Here is a 16187-nt window from a genome sequence, read left to right as displayed (position 1 = left end):
GGGATTCATGCTCAACCTAAGTGCTCTATTTTTCACCACCCTTGACCAACCTCATTTTCACGATGAGCTGGATCTCACCACCGAGGAAAAGACGTTCATCTCGAAAGCTAAGACTGACGTGAGGAACGCCCTACGCAGAAATCTCTCCGAAAGCATTTCCCTTGAATTAAGAAAGCACGGACTGCCGTCTCAGACTATTGAGCCGAAGTTTTACATTCAGGGGTCGTGGGCTTACAAGACACTAAACAGGCCATGCCAAACACCTCCTCAGCAGTCAGATCTGGACGATGGCGTCTACCTGCCTATGAGCATCGTCAAGGGGCAGGGACGTCCGAGTGTTGCCAGTGCTTTGTTCTTCGAAGCAGCTGAACTCGCTCTTAGCCCTCTAGCACGTGAAAATAATTGGGAGGTGATCAAAAAGCCTACCTGCATTCGAATTGAGATCTCTGATTTTGCCCACATCGATATTCCGCTATACGCGATTCCCGACGACGAATTCTTGGTGCTCAGGGCATCCATGGAGGCACGCAATAGCGCCGTTTTCGATTCGGTGAAAGGATCTGTCCCAGATCGCTGGGCAGCCCTTCCGACGGATAAAGTGCTTCTCGCGCACCGGACTGAGAACTGGCTTAAGTCTGACCCACGCGCAATGAATGATTGGTTCGTCCAAGAGGTCGAGGACAAGGGTATTCAGTTCCGACGCATAGTTCGCTACCTCAAGGCATTTCGCGATATGCAATGGCCTGTGCGCGGGCCGAGTTCGATCCTGTTGATGGCGGCCTCTGCACTGATCTTCGAGGGGCGGCATGCGCGCGACGACTTAGCTCTCGTAGATGTCCTTGAAAAGCTGCCTGGCGTACTTAGAGAAGGAGTCGTGAGTCCTATCGACGACGAAATTTACCTGACCGACGCGCTCACAGCGGATGACTTAGAGGACGCTGCGCTCAAGTACGAAGAGTTTCATAAGTATCTTCGAGCAGCCATCAATTGCTCCAACCAAGAGCAGGCTTGCGTCTGGGTTGGACAGATGCTCGGAAAGCGCTTCCCGATCCGACCTGACTTAATTGTTGCCGCCACGGTCGCGAGTGTGGTCACCTCAGCGGCGGCGGAGCCAGGGCCACTAGAATTGGCAAAAACCACGAAGGCAGGATGATCGAGGCGATGGAGGTGATTCCTGAACTCATCGCCAAATTTCGTGAGATCGGATTCGAGCGGTCTGCGCATCAAATTGTTGGTGGGTTACTCATATTAGAAGGGCAACTTAAAACCTCAGTTGGAGATTTCGATTGCCTTGTCGGCATTGATCGTCAATTCCGCCGTTTACCGCAAGTGCAACTGCTCAACTCTCCTGCACAGTTGCCGCATCTGTCACCTCATATCAGTTCCACGGGTGGAATTTGTTATGCCATGCCTGGAACCATCGTGTTCGATATATTTGATCCAGTAGGCCAGACGCTACTGTGCGTTCGCCAAGCCACTCACGTTCTGAGCATGGTTTTGCAGGGAAAGATGGTCGAAGATTTAGCGGAGGAGTTCTTCGCATCTTGGTTCGATCTTCACTGTTTTATGGATGTTGACGACCGCCAGACTGGGGTCATTTCCGCAGTCACGATTCGAGACGGTAAAAGTGTTTTTCGACGTAATGACGTGATTGCGACGGATGATGTGCAGCGCACAAGTCGTAAGCTGGAGAGCTTGGGGGTCAGTTTTGAAGAGATGAGTTGCAAGGTTTATAAAATTAGTACGACCGCGCAACCCAGACCTTACCAAAATGATTGGCCTCCAAAGACCGTCGGCGAAGTCGTGAATTGGCAATATGAGCTAGATCACACTGCGAGAGCCAAGGTGCTGGAGGCGGTGAAGCGAGGCATCCGCTCGCCCTATATGGCAATTGTCGTAATTATAGAGTCGCCGTTGATGAGCTATGGAGTGTTCATTGATCTGCCGCAACCGAATGAGCGCCGACTCCTCAAGAAGCCAGCACTCGCACTCCAGCACATTTATCGTTTGCCTATTAAGCAGATCGCCATTTTCAGGCTAGATGATGAATACATCGCGCAAAGAAACACCCCCGGTTGCACCACCCTTTCGGGCCTTCGTATAACGCTTGTCGGCTGCGGGACGATAGGAGGCTATCTGGCAGAGGCGCTTGTTAAAGCAGGTGCTGGGATTGCTGGCGGCTCGGTCGCTCTAGTTGATAAGGAGTCGCTGCAGCCAGGAAATCTAGGTAGGCATCGGCTTGGCTTCTCCGAACTATACAAACCTAAAGCTACCGCCTTGAAGGGAGAGCTCGAGCGAATAATGCCTTCTGCAAAAATCATTGCATGCCCCGAAGACGTTCGAGATTTGACCCTGGGTGAGTTCGACTTACTGATTGATGCTACGGGTGAGGAGTCATTGGGGTATTGGCTCGCGGCTCGCTACCATTCTGTAGTTCCTACACTGAGTGTTTGGATTGAAGGTGCCGGTGTTGCAGTGCGCTCGCTTTTAAAGCGTCCAGGTGATGGAGCTTGCTATCGTTGCCTGTGCGATTACAACAAAGGCTCTCGATATCGTTCAGTGAAGGAGGATTTGAAGCCTGTATTTGCTGGGCAGGGGTGCGAAGGGCTCTATGTGCCATTCTCTGCGGTTGTATCCGTCCAGGCAGCGTGTCTTGGTGTGGAAGCAGCGCTGCAATGGGCCGGCGGATCCGCTCACGAAGCACTGCGAACTAAAGTATTGTCACCTGGCTACGAAGCAGCCACTCCGGACTGTTCGCCGGAAACACGTTCAGGTTGTCCTGCATGCTCAACTTAAACAGTTGGGTGACGCCAGATCGGCGTAACTTAATCTTCCTAAATTCAGATGTTCTCGCGACAGTTTTGAGGTATGTCCAGATTGGCAGCCAAGATCCCGAGGCGGGAGGAATTCTGCTGGGAAAAGTACGGGCTGGAAACTTAGAGATCATCGAGGCCACTGAGCCTACGCGTAAAGATTTGCGCTCCCGGTTTTTCTTTATTCGTCATCAAAACGACCACCAAAAAATCGTCAAGCAACGGTGGGAGGATAGCCAGGGCCAGGTCAGATACCTTGGTGAGTGGCACACGCACCCCGAGGATTTTCCCTCACCTTCTGGCACAGATTTAAGAGAGTGGAGAGTCCTTGCGGAGTCGCGAATAGATTGCAGGCCGCTGCTTGCAGTGATCGTCGGGCGCAAAGGCTTGCATGTTGAGTACATGCATAAGGATGGACGGCGAGTCTTACTGAGCCATCTCTTGGAAACCTGTCTCTCGTTGGTCTGAGCGACTGAATGGAATCAAATTTGTGGGAATGCTTCCCGTATTGTTTTCGTTGGGCGTGCAGTTAGCCTCATACGTAAAACAGGAAATATCGAGGAGTGGCCCCTATCAGTACCGTCAGGACTTGATTGAAGGCGACTCGGTCACCCTGGATAGTCCCGATGGACGAGCTGATTGCACTAAGCTATGTTCGCTTGCGAGATTAAGCGCAAGACCGCGCGATGGCTCATGAAAGGAATCGGCGCGATGATTTACCAATGCAATGGATGCAATAGGACTGCCTTCGAGACAGCGTGCCCATGGTGCATGGGCTCCCAGGTGTCGCCATCATCAGAGGTCACGTTGCGCCACCTTACGCCACTGGATCCTTCCTTTTATCCCGATTTTCAATACAGATCCAAAGGCTTGATTCAAGACTTTTTCGGGAAGAAGAAGGAGCAAGCCCAGCTCAACGATCTTCTGAACAACGTATTGAGAAAATACTCCGAGCTAAAGCAGCCGTACTTCACGAACTTCATTCACACCACCCGTGAACGCTCAGGTAGCAGTGATGACGCAGGCGTACCCGGCCCACGGTTGGATGGTGTGTACAGCGAGAGGGAATTGTTCAGGGAAGTCTTGATTCGCAAAGGCTTTGACGAGCTTGAAGGGCTTCCATCTCTTCTGGACAAGCTGTTACAGACCACCGCCTTCAACTCTGCCTACCTGGGCTTCTCCAGAGAGTTGACGCGACACATTCGAACTGACCTTGCCGACACCTTACGTTCTTGGATTGAAGAGGCAGGTACGACCTTCAGGTCTGACTTGGCCTTGTTCTATTACTACCTGTGGGAAAATGACGTAGCTTTCCCCGATGTGCAATTCAACCCCCAAGCGGTTTCGACATCTGGTGTGCCACTCCTCCCGATACAGGTTTTCCGGAATGGCCTAAGCCTCTGCGAGGAGATTTATTTCGATATTCTCGTCGAACGGCTGGGATCTCAGCTGGAGCATTTCAATCCGAACCAGTTCATCACCATGTACCTAGTGGATGCCATGGATGGGTTTCAATTCGAAGCCTTCCTTGTTGAGATTTTCCAGACCATTGGATATGACGTTAAAGAGACCAAGAAGACGGCTGACCAAGGTGCTGATCTATTTGTAAGCCGCTTCGGCAAAAACATGGTGATCCAGGCAAAGAACTACTCGGGCTCCGTAGGCAATGCGGCTGTGCAGCAAGCCATCTCCGCAAAAGCCTTTTATGGGTGCGACGAGGCCATGGTAGTCACGAACTCCTACTACACGAAATCAGCGAAGGAGTTGGCCAGCACGGCGGGCGTGCGGCTAATCGACCGTGATGGGCTTCAGAGCTACCTGGATGACTACAATCAGAAGCTTATCGAGGTCTTCCAGGCCGAGGAAGAAACCGTCTAGGCCTGCCCCGGCCACCGTTCTAGACGGCAATCGCCAAGGCAACATAATGCGTACAGATCTGAAGGGGGCGGGATATGTCAGGGACACGACAGCACTTCATTCCAAGGTTTTTGCAGAAAGGGTTCAGAACTCCGGGTAAGGGCAAAATCGTCCGGTGCTGGGTATACGAACAGAATAAACCCCCCAGATCTGCAAATATTCAAGATGTAGGACTTGAAAGGCATTTTTATGCTATCGACGGCGAGCCGGATCTGGACGATAAAATCACCGACGAGGAGCGTGACGTTTACGTACCTTTGATAGACAGCCTACGTGCTGGCAACCTGAGCGAGGCGGTGGTCGAGGGGATTACAGCGCTGTTAGCTCACCTAGAAATCAGAAGCCGCCACGTTCGCCAGAATATGCAGTCGATGGTTGAGGAGTGTGCCACTGGCATTCTTGGGTATCTCTCAGATCCCGCTACCCTCCGTGCGTTGACTCAAGATCATTTCCGACCAGGTTCCCCTGTCTTTGACAGTTCCTTGGCAGAGCAGGATGTTAGCCCGCAGCAGCTTCAGGCTTTGCTCACTAGGGATGAATCACTCCTCGACCAAATCATCGAGCCGCTCGTCGCGATATTTGCAGCCCAGATGCCTGCCCTGTTGATGCATATTAAGTCTTCAATACCCGAAATGATAAAAGCCAGTCATGTCCGCATGCTCAACGAGTCTGTATCGCCAGCCGCCCGCGCGCTGCGTTTTAGCGCGCTCCATTATTCGGTTCAAAGATTTGAGTCAGGCGATCTGCCTCTGGGAGATTCAGTCGTACTGTTCCATGTGAGAGGCGAGCGCTCTTTCAAGCCCTTCATGGATAAGGATGATGAGCTTGTCCAAGTAATTCTGCCGCTGTCGTCGGATCTGTACCTTCTTGGGGAGACGGATGTCTCTCAGCCAACGCTTTCCCAAAACCTGCCGCTTGAAATCGCCAGATGCTCTATGAAGTATTTCATCTGCTCCCGCCAGAGTGATCGTGCTGTCGATTTTCAGGCGCAGATAGGACGCAACGCTAGCTGGCTTTCGGCAAGAGAAATGAGCGTATTACTCGGAGAAGTGCTTTCGGGGTTAATGGGGAAGAAGCTAACTTGACGCTGAACATTCAAGACGAGGTTACGCGAAGGGATCTTCCTCAGATGGTTCGTCGAGATGTAATCCTCATCATGACGCCTTCAGAAGCCGCTCAAGTGTCTGATGCTCCCACACAGATAACAGCGCAATGGAATCTGTGCCAAACCGATCTCCGGAGTTGAACGACCAGCGCCGTCCATCCGGGCTCACGCACGCTTCGCAGTAATCGAGCGATACAGCTGGCCCTAGTATTCAACAAAACTATCAAACCATCAGCAACGTATTTGCATAAGTGCTCAAGGAGAGTGAGCACGTAGCGCTCCTCATACTTTTACGAACTATTTTTGGTGCAAGGTAAGCCGTATCTTCTCATGATGCAATAGAGAGTAGGTTGGAGTACGTTCGCCGGGCCATTACTAACACATACCTGTCCGAGACATTCCAGATGATCGCTAAGCATGCTGATATCGCGGACAAATAGGGGAATCGACTCTTCGGGCGCTTGGCCCGGCTGAGTTCTCAAGTGAGCACTTCCTTGACGATGGAAGCCACATCTCTAGTGTCGTCGATCCCTCCGTACGGAGAGTTAGCTTCGATACAGTCAAGAGAGTCACTGAATGATCTTATAATTAGAACGGATCCTGATGAAAGAAAGTTTCGAATTTAGTTGGCTTATACCTTTGTACGAAAAAGGCGCTAACAATAGCGCCTTAGAAGCAGTAGTTGGCTGTAAGTTATGGTTGAAAATCTTCGTCCTCAACATATCTAGAGCCTCGATAAAGAATATTATCGGCATATGCTTGCTGTTTCAGAATCTCATATATTTCCTGTAGGCGTTCTCTTTGATGAACATCAGTATCCATAAGTCTGCGCGCGATTTCCACCCTCTCCAATGCGTGTTTAACTAAAGACTGTAGCTCGTCAGAGTCGTAGTGTGCTACTTGAGCAAACTTATCATCGATGCGATAGCTGTTTTCTTCTTTTGTTTCTATCGTCGACTCTGTTCCGTTAGAGTACAATTTTATAGCCATGAGTTTGCTCCTTGAACAATCTCTGTGATCTTCATTTCTCTAGTATATACGACAACTGACTCAAGCGCACGTTCCGCAAATTTTTCGAAATGCATCTTGGAATCTGGAAGGCTATTATCAATGGATATAGTCCAGTCAATTATTATAACAAAAGGTCTTGATTTTACATCGGGTGCTGAGGGGGCGCGGAGTGGGATGCACATAACCCATTGTATTTTATCCCAAACTTTCTCAGATGCATGCAAGTGTTTTATCGGAAGTTCTTTAAGGTTTGCGACAATGGTTTCGTTTCGAAGCCATGCGTTTCCGGCAATGGATTTTGTGAGTGGTAAGGTTATAGCGTTATCTGGATTCGATTTGTCATAGCCTGCAGAAAATGCAAGTGATAGAGACTTCATCGCGCCAGCTCGCTGAACGCCTAACGCTACACGAAGCTTATACGGGCTTTCACTGAGTGGTTCGCATTCCATTTCGCTATCTTCAGTGTACCAAAGACCTTTGTATTCCCTGATCAAAGCATCGCAGCCATCTTTTATCTTCTCTGCGGCCTCTCTCATTAATCGCGGGTTTGCGATCAATTCTTGTTGCAATTGTGTGGCGACAGTTATCTTGGATCTCTCTACTTCCTCATATATATCTTCTATATCTGCGTCAAAGTCGAGCATGCCAAGTTTGGTCGTCAGCGGAATTTTGATTATTTTTCCTACTGCTCTGGTATGAATTTCGCCAGTTCCTGAAACAATCGCGTTTATTACAGATGGCAGCCAATGTTTTTTGTCATTGGTGTTACTTCCTTGCGCTGATCGGATACCAAGCGCAACGGTTGTTGTCTCAGGGAAAAGAAGACGCTCTTCATCGAATGGCCATGCGGGTAGGTTTGACATGAGTCCGCCATCGACAAATTTTCCTCCGATCACTCTTGAGGTGTGTTCAGACTCTCTAAGAAAAGAGAACTCCCAAGGCCTGAAAATAATGGGTAAACAGATAGACGCGGCAACCGCATCAGCGACCACCACGTCTGGAGTTCTTTCCAAGCAAAATAACTCTAAGCATTCACCCAGTGTATTGGTTGCAACAATTTTAAGTGGAATACCTCCCGCACTGGCTAGGTCTCTGAATGTAATATTATTGTGGCCGGGTTTGCATTTGTCTGAAATGGCACCATCAATCAATACTCTGACTTTTTCAATGGATGTTAAGCCATTGATTAGCTTGTACGTCAATAAGCCAGCTACTGAGAGTAGAATTACAGAAGTAAATATTGGGTGATGTCCTATCAAGTACAGTAATAGTCCAATAAGGGCTATTGAGAGAGATAGCTCCAGTCCTGATGTTTTTTTTATTAGCGATTTCGTATGTTTTTGGGGGTTTATTACGTGCCGAATAGCTCTTAACGTTCTCCAGCCATTGGGTGAAAACAGGTCTGTGGCTTTGGAAAAACCATATTTTGGTGCGACTGTTTGGAATATGTGGGTGCGATTAATAGGGTCGATAAGGTCTTGCCCCTTATAACCAGCGGCTATTAGAGCAGCTACCATCGAACCGGCGGATGTTCCTGCAACCCCTTTTATATCCAATCCCAAATCGTCAATAGCGATAAGACCACCGACGTGGACGACGCCTTTAGCGCCACCTCCCTGTAAAGCCAAAAATATAGGCTCGCTTCGCTCTGAATCCTTAAGCAATTTTGTCATTTTTCACTATCTTTAGCTGGAGTTAGGCTTTAGTAATATTAACCCTAGAAGAGTATGGGTGGCTACTGGCCAGTGCTGGCTGCTGCGAGATCAGCGTTGAACGATATTTTTCTCATGAAGATTCGCATAGCCAAAATGATCGCGATTGGTCAGTGTGCAGCAGCGTACCGCCTATTCGCTCTTCCATGTAGTGTTATCCACGCTAAGGTATTCCATGTGTTTTGGATCGAGGCGGCGATGCTTGCTTGGTTAGAAGGTTTTGCTAGATAACCTAATGGGAGTAAGCGGATGGCGAACACATCTTTACTTCGCCCTCGTATCGATCCGCTTCCAACTGCTATATAAAACTCCGTCTCGCTAAGAGGTGTGAGTAGGTCGACATGGCATGGTTCACTGTAGCCGAGCCATCAAGGCGCCCCCTATTGAATGTGGTTTTTAAAGCGGCTTCAGCAGATTCTCAAGCGTCTGATGCTCCCACGTGCTAAGCATGGCTATAGGGTCAGTCCCGTATCTATCTCCCGAGTCGAATGACCAGCGCCGTGCATCCGGGGTCACGCACGCTTCGCAGTAATCGAGAATCGAGCTCATCACAGTCGTTGAAAATCGTAATGCTCCATCCGTCGATGTCGACCATGAACATCCCGGCATGAAGCTTGTCCCAAGTCTGAGCGTATACCCTGACCATCGCGCGTCGCCCAAAGATGGCATCGCACAGCACCTGGCAAACCTCCCTTGCTGTGAGTGCAGGCATAGGCTCGTCAGGACAATCGGTTGAAATCATAAAAGAAACCAGTCGGCTTTGATCGTTTTGCCAAAGGTACACCGCAGGCATGAACCAGGTACTCACAGGGAGGAGCAGATGAAGCTATTTTTGGACTGTGAGTTCACACAGCTGAAACGAGATACGAAGCTGATTTCCTTGGCGCTCGTCTCCGAAGCCGGGCACGAGTTTTACGTCGAGCTCACAGATACATATCTAGTGGGGGACTGCAGCGATTTCGTGATCCTGAACGTGCTGCCTCACCTCAACCTAGCGGCGCACGGGCAAACCTTGGTCGAAGCTCAAACCTCACTGCTCGCTTTCCTTAGCCACCTTGAAGGCCCGCTCGAGATTTGCTCGGACGCTCCGGACTGGGACTGGGACTGGGATCTCTTCTGCCAATTGGCCTACGTAAATCATCGTTGGCCTGCTAACGTTGCCAATAGTCCAACCAACCTGATCCTGCTATTCAGGCATCTCGAAGCGGATGATATCGGCAACGTGACGCTCCCAGAACTTCCACATCACGCGCTGCTGGATGCTCGCCTTTTAGCCGACCTTTACCGTCGACTGACTGCCGGCTCAAATCAAGGCACTGAAAATGGCTGATGGTGCGATCCCCTTAGCCGAGTGACAGCATTTGAAAGCTCTCCGCTTGGGTATCTCAATATAAGTGCAGAAAACACCTCAAGTTTTTCGAGACGCATCCGTTTTTAGTTCTAAGAGCAAAAATTCTAGGATGTTTCGATGAGCATTTACCAGACTTCAAAAGATTTCTCTGATTTTCGTGTTTCTAAAGAATTCGATTCGTGGCGTGGACTGGATTCTGATGAAACGTATACATGCGCTATCGAACTGCTTCCGACTGCGCGAATCATGATTGAGCTAGACATCGTAAAGTTCAGCGTCACTGCTGAAGTAGCACTAGAGATTTCATCATGCCTCAGAGAGGCACTGGCAATTGATGGTGACGAGGAAAGTGATCAATCTGGCGGAGAAAATCGACCGAATGGATTGTTCAAGATTCGCAGGACGACTGGAGTACGCGGCCTTCAGTATTCGGCTTCTGGCGAGATTACGATTGAAGATGCGACCGAAGACGTCTGTGAAGGTTCACCTTCAGGCACCACGTCAATCGTGGCCGGCGCAATTGAGGGCGGAGGTTTTGAGTTGGTCTTCCCCTTTATGTGTTACTCGTTCACTGACGATGATGCGGTCTGGCTGAGCGAGCAGTTATTTAAAGCCTTCCAAGAAATATCGAAACATTAAATTGAGGGGCGGGTCGCACCTGTATCGCTGCCACGTGATGTGGTTGAACAGACCGCTTTGGAATGACTCTTATCCATGCTGACTGGATGCAATCCATGAGGGGTAAGCGTGTTGTTGTCTACCCGGGTTCTGGTACATCGGCTGAGAGAGGCATCCCCACGTTCAGGGATGCGCTGGCCGTATTGTGGGAGATCTCCAATCCCGCACAACTCCCTACCAACGAAGCATTCCGGGCTCACCCGTCGCTGTGTTGGGGGTGTCAGCGAAGGGTTCTTGGGTCAACAACGCGAGTCGGCTTCGGACTCGTCCCAAGCCTATCGCTGATTGCATCAAGACAACTAGCTGTTGGCCATGCTGGCTACATGGTCTCATCCTCTTTCAGGGACGGTATTGTTAAATCGTCTCCAATCACTCCTTGTAGAGAGTTGGAAATTTTGTCGAATGATAAGAGTTCGAGCTCCAGTGCGCGTACTAACGCATACCTCAGGCGCGCGTCAAATTTGTGAGAGGGTTTATCTTGAAGAACTATAAATAAGTCATTTAGATATCGCTCTTCTTCATTGTCAAGTTTCAGGATCTGGAATACCTGTGATCCTCTAGCGAAAAGTTCAAGTAACCTATCTAAATCTCGTTTGTTCTTACTGTCCTCCCATAGAATGTTGGACGCTTTCTTGAATTCAGAAGTTAATCGCTGACCATAATTTAGTCTGTAAGCTTCTTCCATATGAGAAATGTCGGACTTGCTTAGAGCTAAGCCTGCAGCCAATGATAATTCGCAATACTCCATGGTGTTTCTTGCGTAATTCATTCCATCTCCATCAAGCTGCGCTTCTTCGGCTGCAGTTTTGAACATTGTTCGCCGCTGCTTGGGGTCGCCTATAGATCTAAGTAGATGCGATTTTATAAAATTAGAAAGTAGCACTGCACCTCTTGCTCTCGATTCTTTGGCCAGATTTTCTAATCTTTTTGGCTTGTTTTTGTAATTTGATAGTCTTAGGCTTATGTACTTTGCGTGCATTTGAGTGGAGGTTTTGCATTCGCGCTGGACTTCATCGGCTAATTGCTTGGCTATGGATGGGTCACCAATCGCTAGCTGGCAATAAGCTATTTCGGTCTTGAGGCGGAATGAGAAATTTTTTGAGTGAGGTTTAACGATGAGCGTAGACACGTGTAGCGCCATCTGGAATGAATTCCGCATCCGCAGCGCCATGATGTACGTGTGCAGAATTTCCTGTGCTGGTGGGGTATGAGCATATAAGATTACTATGTCCCATATGTCTCTAGTTAAATCTACCACCGATTTATAGTTTGTGGCAGATGCAAGTTGCGCGGAATAGAAGTTAACCAGCTTCAGGGCGTCACTAATCAGTGACGAATCGCTCAAAGCTTCGTCATGTGCAAAGCTAACGAGAGTCAGAAGCAGCGCTCTAGAGTTTCCTGCGGTTATAGTGTTGTGTCGGATTTTTCCAGAGATTAAGTTGCCTTTGAGCTTATAGTTTTCCTTTCTCCATTCAGCGCCAAAGTATAGGCAGATAGCTGCTTGTATGTGCTCGAATCGCGATATTATGCCATGTTTCTGAAGGTGGATCTCGTATATGTACTCTCGAACAAGTCGGTGGACAATTATGATTTTGTGCGGCTCAAACATTCCGATGGTCTCGGAGCGCAACGAAACCTGATATACCAGGCCTAGCTCCTCGAGAGCGATAGCACATTTTCCGTGAAGGCGCCTTGTTGGTTGGATATAACGTACGGCGTGGGCGCTTTCTCCCATAGGGAAGACCGATAGGACAAGTAATAAATCCAGTGCGTCTGGATTCTCCGTTCCTAGTGAGTTCACAGTCTCAACTAGGTGTTTAGGGTAGTATTGGCTAGGTGGGCTGTTTCTTAATCCTGTTCTCTGAATTTCAAGATAATCATCATGTTGACGGAGTTTTAAATAAGAATCTATAGCTGCTGGAGCTCCTCCGGTATAATTATATACGGTAGCAGACTCAATCTCTTCGGGAGATACGTAGTTTCCTAAGGGGTGAGCCGCAATATATCGGTTGCACTCCGCTTCTTCTAAATTATAGAGAGATACTAATGAGGGGCAGTAAAATTCCGGAGGTTGAGGCGAGACTGTAATGATAGTAGAGTTTTCGCAAGTCTTTCTTAGATAGTCTCCGATGATTCTAAGTTCATTATAGTGATCTTTATCTAAGGTCGTTGCATTTGTGATGAGAATTATATAGCAGAGTTTGATGCCTTTTATTTCATCGCAGAAACTTTGAACATCCGCCCCCAATGCTAATGAGGCGGTAGCGAGAGGATCCCCTCCTGTAGTAAAGCTATCAAAATTCAGATGGTAAGTCGGTATTTCGCTGTGTCCTAGCTGCGATCGAGCAACGGCTATAAAGTCTGGCCACGCCATCTCCCATGCGCCGGCAAGCCATAAAGCTCTGGAACTCTGCAAAAAACTAGCGGCGAATTTAGTTAGCCCGGCCCTACAATCCATGTGGGGGAGGGCGCTTGGCAAAGAGGATTCTAGCCTAGGCAATAAACTTGGGTTTTGCTTTAAAGTTTCAGATACTTTAGGTACTGTTAGGATTGCTGAGGTGTTTTTTTTGAGCAATGCCCTCCTGGCGCACCTTTATCGGATATGTGACTATATCTCCAGCACTTGGTACCCGCTGGGAATCGATGCTTACCTTCCATCCAAAGGCATTGGTTTTTTCGATCTGACGCGGCCACAGTGTGAGTTTTTCGTCGTTCTCTGATATGGATCCGAAAAGATAGCCATGATGGCGTTTAATGCCTTCTCTTGGGTCTCTTTCCATTCCAAACAGGGAGGCACCTTGTATCGTCCTTTTGACGTGACCATCGCCATGGTCTTCGGCAATTGCTTCAATTTCGTGCATGTGGCCGTATAGATGTAGGTCGAAATATCGGGCCAGGAAAATCTCGGTAGTGAATTCTGTTAACGAAGGCTTTGAAAACCATGACTGGGGGTGGTGTGTTACGAGAATATTAATGTCATTCTGCTTTAGCCAAACGCTTGGATCACCTTCGACTAATGCTAGAAATTGATCAGAGAAGACTTCAATCCTTTCCTTATATTCCCCGCCTGAAATTTGAGACCAAGCCGTATTAAGCCCGACTATCCCGACTTTCATTCCATTTACATCAAGTTTTGATGATGTGTCTCCGGGGAAAATTCCCGAGATGTCACCTATTAGCGGAATTCCTTCTTGACGAAGGCCGTTGATGAATTTTGTATAATTTTTGAAGGTTGAAACAATCTGCTTGTTGTTGTCATTTTTTTTAGAACGCTTTCTTTGAACTTGCCGTTCCGCTTCCCTGCTTCGGTAATGGCAAAGGGTAGCCCAGATGTTTCATCGACTCGAACAAGGTCGTGGTTTCCAGGTACAATGAAAAAGCCTGGACGGCAGTCACAGTCTTCAAGTAGAGCAAAAAGTTTTTTTAGTTCAATCAGCGCGAGTTCAAACTCTTCTTGTAGGCCTTGCTGTACCAAATCCCCGGAGAAAATAACGAGGTCAATTATTTTACCGCTGAGGAGATGCTGCCTTATATCATCAAAGAACGCATCTCTTACTTGAGGCCAGTAAAGTTTGCTGCCGGACATTCCGATATGCTGATCGCTTAAGTGAAGCCAGCTAAAAGCTCTTCCTTCCATAGTATTCAACACCGCCCAACTCCCCTAAACAACATGTGCCATTTGCGAAAATAGCTTGGCACGAATCCGTACGCTAGCTGGCATAGTAATGGCAAAAGTGAGTGGCGCTCAATAGCCTACTTAGCGAGCGGAGCGCGAAGGCGAGAGGCGGTAGGTGCTCAAGTGGATTGTAATCACGCACCTGGTAGGTCGCCCAGCAGGGCTGGCTTGGGCAAGTGGAACGCGCAGGCCTGAAGGATGGAGGCTCCAATGGCCGAATTCTGCGGCAAATTGATGCGCCTGTCTGATGTTCCGCCTTCGGCGTAGCGTTTAAAAATGGTAGTCATAGTTTTCCTAGGTGGCTCAGGTTGGTTGAGGTATTCAGGTAAGTACGGGCACATCGCCATGCATCCACCGTTGCAATGATCAGCAGATCCCGATCTGTGGAGATATCTATCTTCCCGCTATCGGCCAGAGCGTGTGCACAGCCCTCGGCATAGGCCGCCGATTTGTTGAATTCGGCTGTGCAGGTTGACGATTCGATGTAGCTGATCAGCCGCTCCCGTGTGCGTCGCTGGCGGTTGCCGAGGATCGTGCAGGGGAATGAAAAGGCGCCGCTCAGGCGTTGTGCGAAGTCATGTGTAGAGAAGGTCAACGCCATCGCTCAAAAAGGGTATTTACCTATGACGGACGGTTTCTTTCGGAAAACCTTGAGCTGAAGCGATTCTTTTTTGAAGAGATACATGCTTGCCCCAATGCGGCAGCTGGGACTGATGTGCTGGAGGACTATCACATCAGGCAAGCGGAGCGCGCAGGCACGAAGATGGAAGCCCGGAGGGGCAAGATAGCCATTGAAAATGGCTGGCTTGATTCACGACAGCTGGCCCGAAGGGCGTGCCAAACGCCGGTCTACAGGAATAAGCTGTCTGACTGAATTTTGCATGCAGTCAGCATTACTCAAACACCCTATTCCAGTCCCGTTTATTGAGCTCGCTGCATGCATCTGGTGCGCCACCGAATACACGTCCGGATACCTTCGCCATGGTGGCCTCAGTCGTGTATTGAATTGGAGTCCCATCCTCGCCAATCAGCACCCCCTTGGCACCACTCAACAGCGCATGACCAGCCACTACATCATGAGCGCTAACAGGGTATAGCGAGATACCACAAATACCGTCCCCAGCAGCAACTTTAGCGAGTCGATATGCAATGGATGGCATCGCGTAAAATTCTGCCGGCGCGCACAACTGGTTATTGATTTCGGGCTTGCCAGTAGCTGCAGCGCTAACCATCACGGTGGCCGTCTCGGAAAGTTTTTGATCAGAGAGGTCGACGACTACGCGATTGTTATTTCTGATCAGATGATCCATATCCTCTGCCCAGGCAATGCAGTCAGAGACTCCGGAAGGCGTAACAGGGGCGTGCACCACTCCAAGGATAGGCTTGCCGTCATGGAGCAAGCCGACGGATATGGCAGAGCCTGCGAGGCCCCTCAAAAAATCGCTGGTGCCATCGTTGGGATCAACGACCCAACAGAACGGATATCCGGAAAGAACATGGCCGGTTTCCTCGCCCCACCAATCGCAATCCAGGAGTGCCAGAAGTTCTGCACGAAGCAGCGCCTCTATTTCGACATCAATCTCGGCCTTGTCTCCACAACCCCTCCGGCCACCGGGACGGACGCATTCTTGCGCCAGCAAAACACCTGCTCGCTCCACAGCCGCTATTACCTGGGGAAGCAACTGGTGTATTAGGGAAGTATCCATAATGCCCTTCCGGATGATGATCGAGTGGGAATAATGCCTGACAGCTTATCCGCAGCACTGAGCGATTGGTGTGTTCCTCGTAAGCTTTCTAGCTTGTTCTACGAGCGAGTGGCTGAGACGGTCGCTCTGCCGACGCAGTATTGAGTTTCATGCCAACGATCACCAGTAGTCCTCCGAGACCGCACCTTTCTGCCAGAATGGTCGGTTATAAGACGCTG

Annotated in this window: 14 protein-coding genes and 2 pseudogenes; 7 read left to right on the top strand and 9 right to left on the bottom strand. The window is 49.3% G+C overall.

The genetic code is table 11. The features are described 5' to 3' along the window. Positions 1 to 7: 7 nt before the first annotated feature. The 5 genes from VRB54_RS14065 (at position 8) to VRB54_RS14045 (ending at position 5815) form a co-directional block, all read left to right on the top strand. Positions 8 to 1153, top strand: a complete 1146-nt coding sequence (locus VRB54_RS14065) for a CBASS cGAMP synthase (RefSeq protein WP_106579671.1) — start codon at positions 8 to 10, stop codon at positions 1151 to 1153. Further along, on the top strand, positions 1150 to 2796 hold the full coding sequence (locus tag VRB54_RS14060) for a ThiF family adenylyltransferase (RefSeq protein WP_338477705.1): 1647 nt from the start codon (positions 1150 to 1152) through the stop codon (positions 2794 to 2796). The genes VRB54_RS14065 and VRB54_RS14060 overlap by 4 nt, the downstream gene beginning before the upstream one ends. Further along, positions 2784 to 3281: a Mov34/MPN/PAD-1 family protein gene (locus VRB54_RS14055; RefSeq protein WP_338477704.1), complete on the top strand. Its 498-nt coding sequence runs from the start codon at positions 2784 to 2786 to the stop codon at positions 3279 to 3281. Before VRB54_RS14060 ends, VRB54_RS14055 begins: the two co-directional genes overlap by 13 nt. Positions 3282 to 3524: 243 nt before the next feature. After that, entirely contained in the window at positions 3525 to 4691 is a 1167-nt protein-coding gene (locus tag VRB54_RS14050; RefSeq protein WP_338481109.1) for a restriction endonuclease, read from the top strand. Positions 4692 to 4765: 74 nt separating this feature from the next. Then, entirely contained in the window at positions 4766 to 5815 is a 1050-nt protein-coding gene (locus tag VRB54_RS14045; RefSeq protein ID WP_338477703.1) for a DUF4238 domain-containing protein, read from the top strand. Positions 5816 to 5884: 69 nt separating this feature from the next. On the opposite strand, the pseudogene VRB54_RS24640 reads toward VRB54_RS14045, so the two are convergent. From VRB54_RS24640 to VRB54_RS24635, 4 genes and pseudogenes are all read right to left on the bottom strand, one after another. Next, positions 5885 to 6025: pseudogene (locus tag VRB54_RS24640) on the bottom strand (DUF7693 family protein); the annotation flags it as partial. 503 nt (positions 6026 to 6528) lie between these two features. Further along, positions 6529 to 6825 (bottom strand): hypothetical protein, encoded by a 297-nt coding sequence (locus VRB54_RS14040; RefSeq protein WP_338477702.1) that lies wholly within the window; start codon positions 6823 to 6825, stop codon positions 6529 to 6531. After that, positions 6816 to 8519 (bottom strand): patatin-like phospholipase family protein, encoded by a 1704-nt coding sequence (locus VRB54_RS14035; RefSeq protein ID WP_338477701.1) that lies wholly within the window; start codon positions 8517 to 8519, stop codon positions 6816 to 6818. Before VRB54_RS14035 ends, VRB54_RS14040 begins: the two co-directional genes overlap by 10 nt. 435 nt (positions 8520 to 8954) lie before the next feature. After that, positions 8955 to 9300 (bottom strand): annotated as a pseudogene (locus tag VRB54_RS24635) (DUF7693 family protein). Positions 9301 to 9378: 78 nt separating this feature from the next. Between VRB54_RS24635 and VRB54_RS14030 the strand changes: the two are divergent. Together VRB54_RS14030 and VRB54_RS14025 are read left to right on the top strand one after the other, a co-directional pair. Then, entirely contained in the window at positions 9379 to 9888 is a 510-nt protein-coding gene (locus VRB54_RS14030) for a hypothetical protein (protein ID WP_338477699.1), read from the top strand. 138 nt (positions 9889 to 10026) lie between these two features. After that, on the top strand, positions 10027 to 10548 hold the full coding sequence (locus VRB54_RS14025) for a hypothetical protein (RefSeq protein ID WP_338477698.1): 522 nt from the start codon (positions 10027 to 10029) through the stop codon (positions 10546 to 10548). A 358-nt stretch (positions 10549 to 10906) separates the two neighbouring features. On the opposite strand, the gene VRB54_RS14020 is transcribed toward VRB54_RS14025, so the two are convergent. The 5 genes from VRB54_RS14020 to VRB54_RS14000 form a co-directional block, all read right to left on the bottom strand. Continuing rightward, positions 10907 to 13162: a hypothetical protein gene (locus VRB54_RS14020; RefSeq protein WP_338477697.1), complete on the bottom strand. Its 2256-nt coding sequence runs from the start codon at positions 13160 to 13162 to the stop codon at positions 10907 to 10909. Further along, on the bottom strand, positions 13122 to 13703 hold the full coding sequence (locus tag VRB54_RS14015; protein ID WP_338477696.1) for a hypothetical protein: 582 nt from the start codon (positions 13701 to 13703) through the stop codon (positions 13122 to 13124). Before VRB54_RS14015 ends, VRB54_RS14020 begins: the two co-directional genes overlap by 41 nt. A 59-nt stretch (positions 13704 to 13762) precedes the next feature. Further along, entirely contained in the window at positions 13763 to 14236 is a 474-nt protein-coding gene (locus VRB54_RS14010) for a metallophosphoesterase (RefSeq protein ID WP_338477694.1), read from the bottom strand. 310 nt (positions 14237 to 14546) lie between these two features. After that, positions 14547 to 14858, bottom strand: a complete 312-nt coding sequence (locus VRB54_RS14005) for a hypothetical protein (RefSeq protein ID WP_338477693.1) — start codon at positions 14856 to 14858, stop codon at positions 14547 to 14549. Positions 14859 to 15156: 298 nt separating this feature from the next. Beyond that, positions 15157 to 15969: an inositol monophosphatase family protein gene (locus VRB54_RS14000; RefSeq protein ID WP_338477692.1), complete on the bottom strand. Its 813-nt coding sequence runs from the start codon at positions 15967 to 15969 to the stop codon at positions 15157 to 15159. Positions 15970 to 16187 lie beyond the last annotated feature (218 nt).

The organism is Pseudomonas trivialis (assembly GCF_036864995.1).
Lineage (GTDB): Bacteria > Pseudomonadota > Gammaproteobacteria > Pseudomonadales > Pseudomonadaceae > Aquipseudomonas > Aquipseudomonas trivialis.
This window is presented reverse-complemented; position numbering and strand designations above follow the sequence as displayed.

Excerpts from the sequence above, each read along its gene's own strand:
- VRB54_RS14065 (WP_106579671.1), top strand. The coding sequence starts at position 8 with ATGCTCAACCTAAGTGCTCTATTTTTCACCACCCTTGACCAACCTCAT.
- VRB54_RS14060 (WP_338477705.1), top strand. The coding sequence starts at position 1,150 with ATGATCGAGGCGATGGAGGTGATTCCTGAACTCATCGCCAAATTTCGT.
- VRB54_RS14055 (WP_338477704.1), top strand. The coding sequence starts at position 2,784 with ATGCTCAACTTAAACAGTTGGGTGACGCCAGATCGGCGTAACTTAATC.
- VRB54_RS14050 (WP_338481109.1), top strand. The coding sequence starts at position 3,525 with ATGATTTACCAATGCAATGGATGCAATAGGACTGCCTTCGAGACAGCG.
- VRB54_RS14045 (WP_338477703.1), top strand. The coding sequence starts at position 4,766 with ATGTCAGGGACACGACAGCACTTCATTCCAAGGTTTTTGCAGAAAGGG.
- VRB54_RS14040 (WP_338477702.1), bottom strand. The coding sequence starts at position 6,825 with ATGGCTATAAAATTGTACTCTAACGGAACAGAGTCGACGATAGAAACA.
- VRB54_RS14035 (WP_338477701.1), bottom strand. The coding sequence starts at position 8,519 with ATGACAAAATTGCTTAAGGATTCAGAGCGAAGCGAGCCTATATTTTTG.
- VRB54_RS14030 (WP_338477699.1), top strand. The coding sequence starts at position 9,379 with ATGAAGCTATTTTTGGACTGTGAGTTCACACAGCTGAAACGAGATACG.
- VRB54_RS14025 (WP_338477698.1), top strand. The coding sequence starts at position 10,027 with ATGAGCATTTACCAGACTTCAAAAGATTTCTCTGATTTTCGTGTTTCT.
- VRB54_RS14015 (WP_338477696.1), bottom strand. The coding sequence starts at position 13,703 with ATGAAAGTCGGGATAGTCGGGCTTAATACGGCTTGGTCTCAAATTTCA.
- VRB54_RS14000 (WP_338477692.1), bottom strand. The coding sequence starts at position 15,969 with ATGGATACTTCCCTAATACACCAGTTGCTTCCCCAGGTAATAGCGGCT.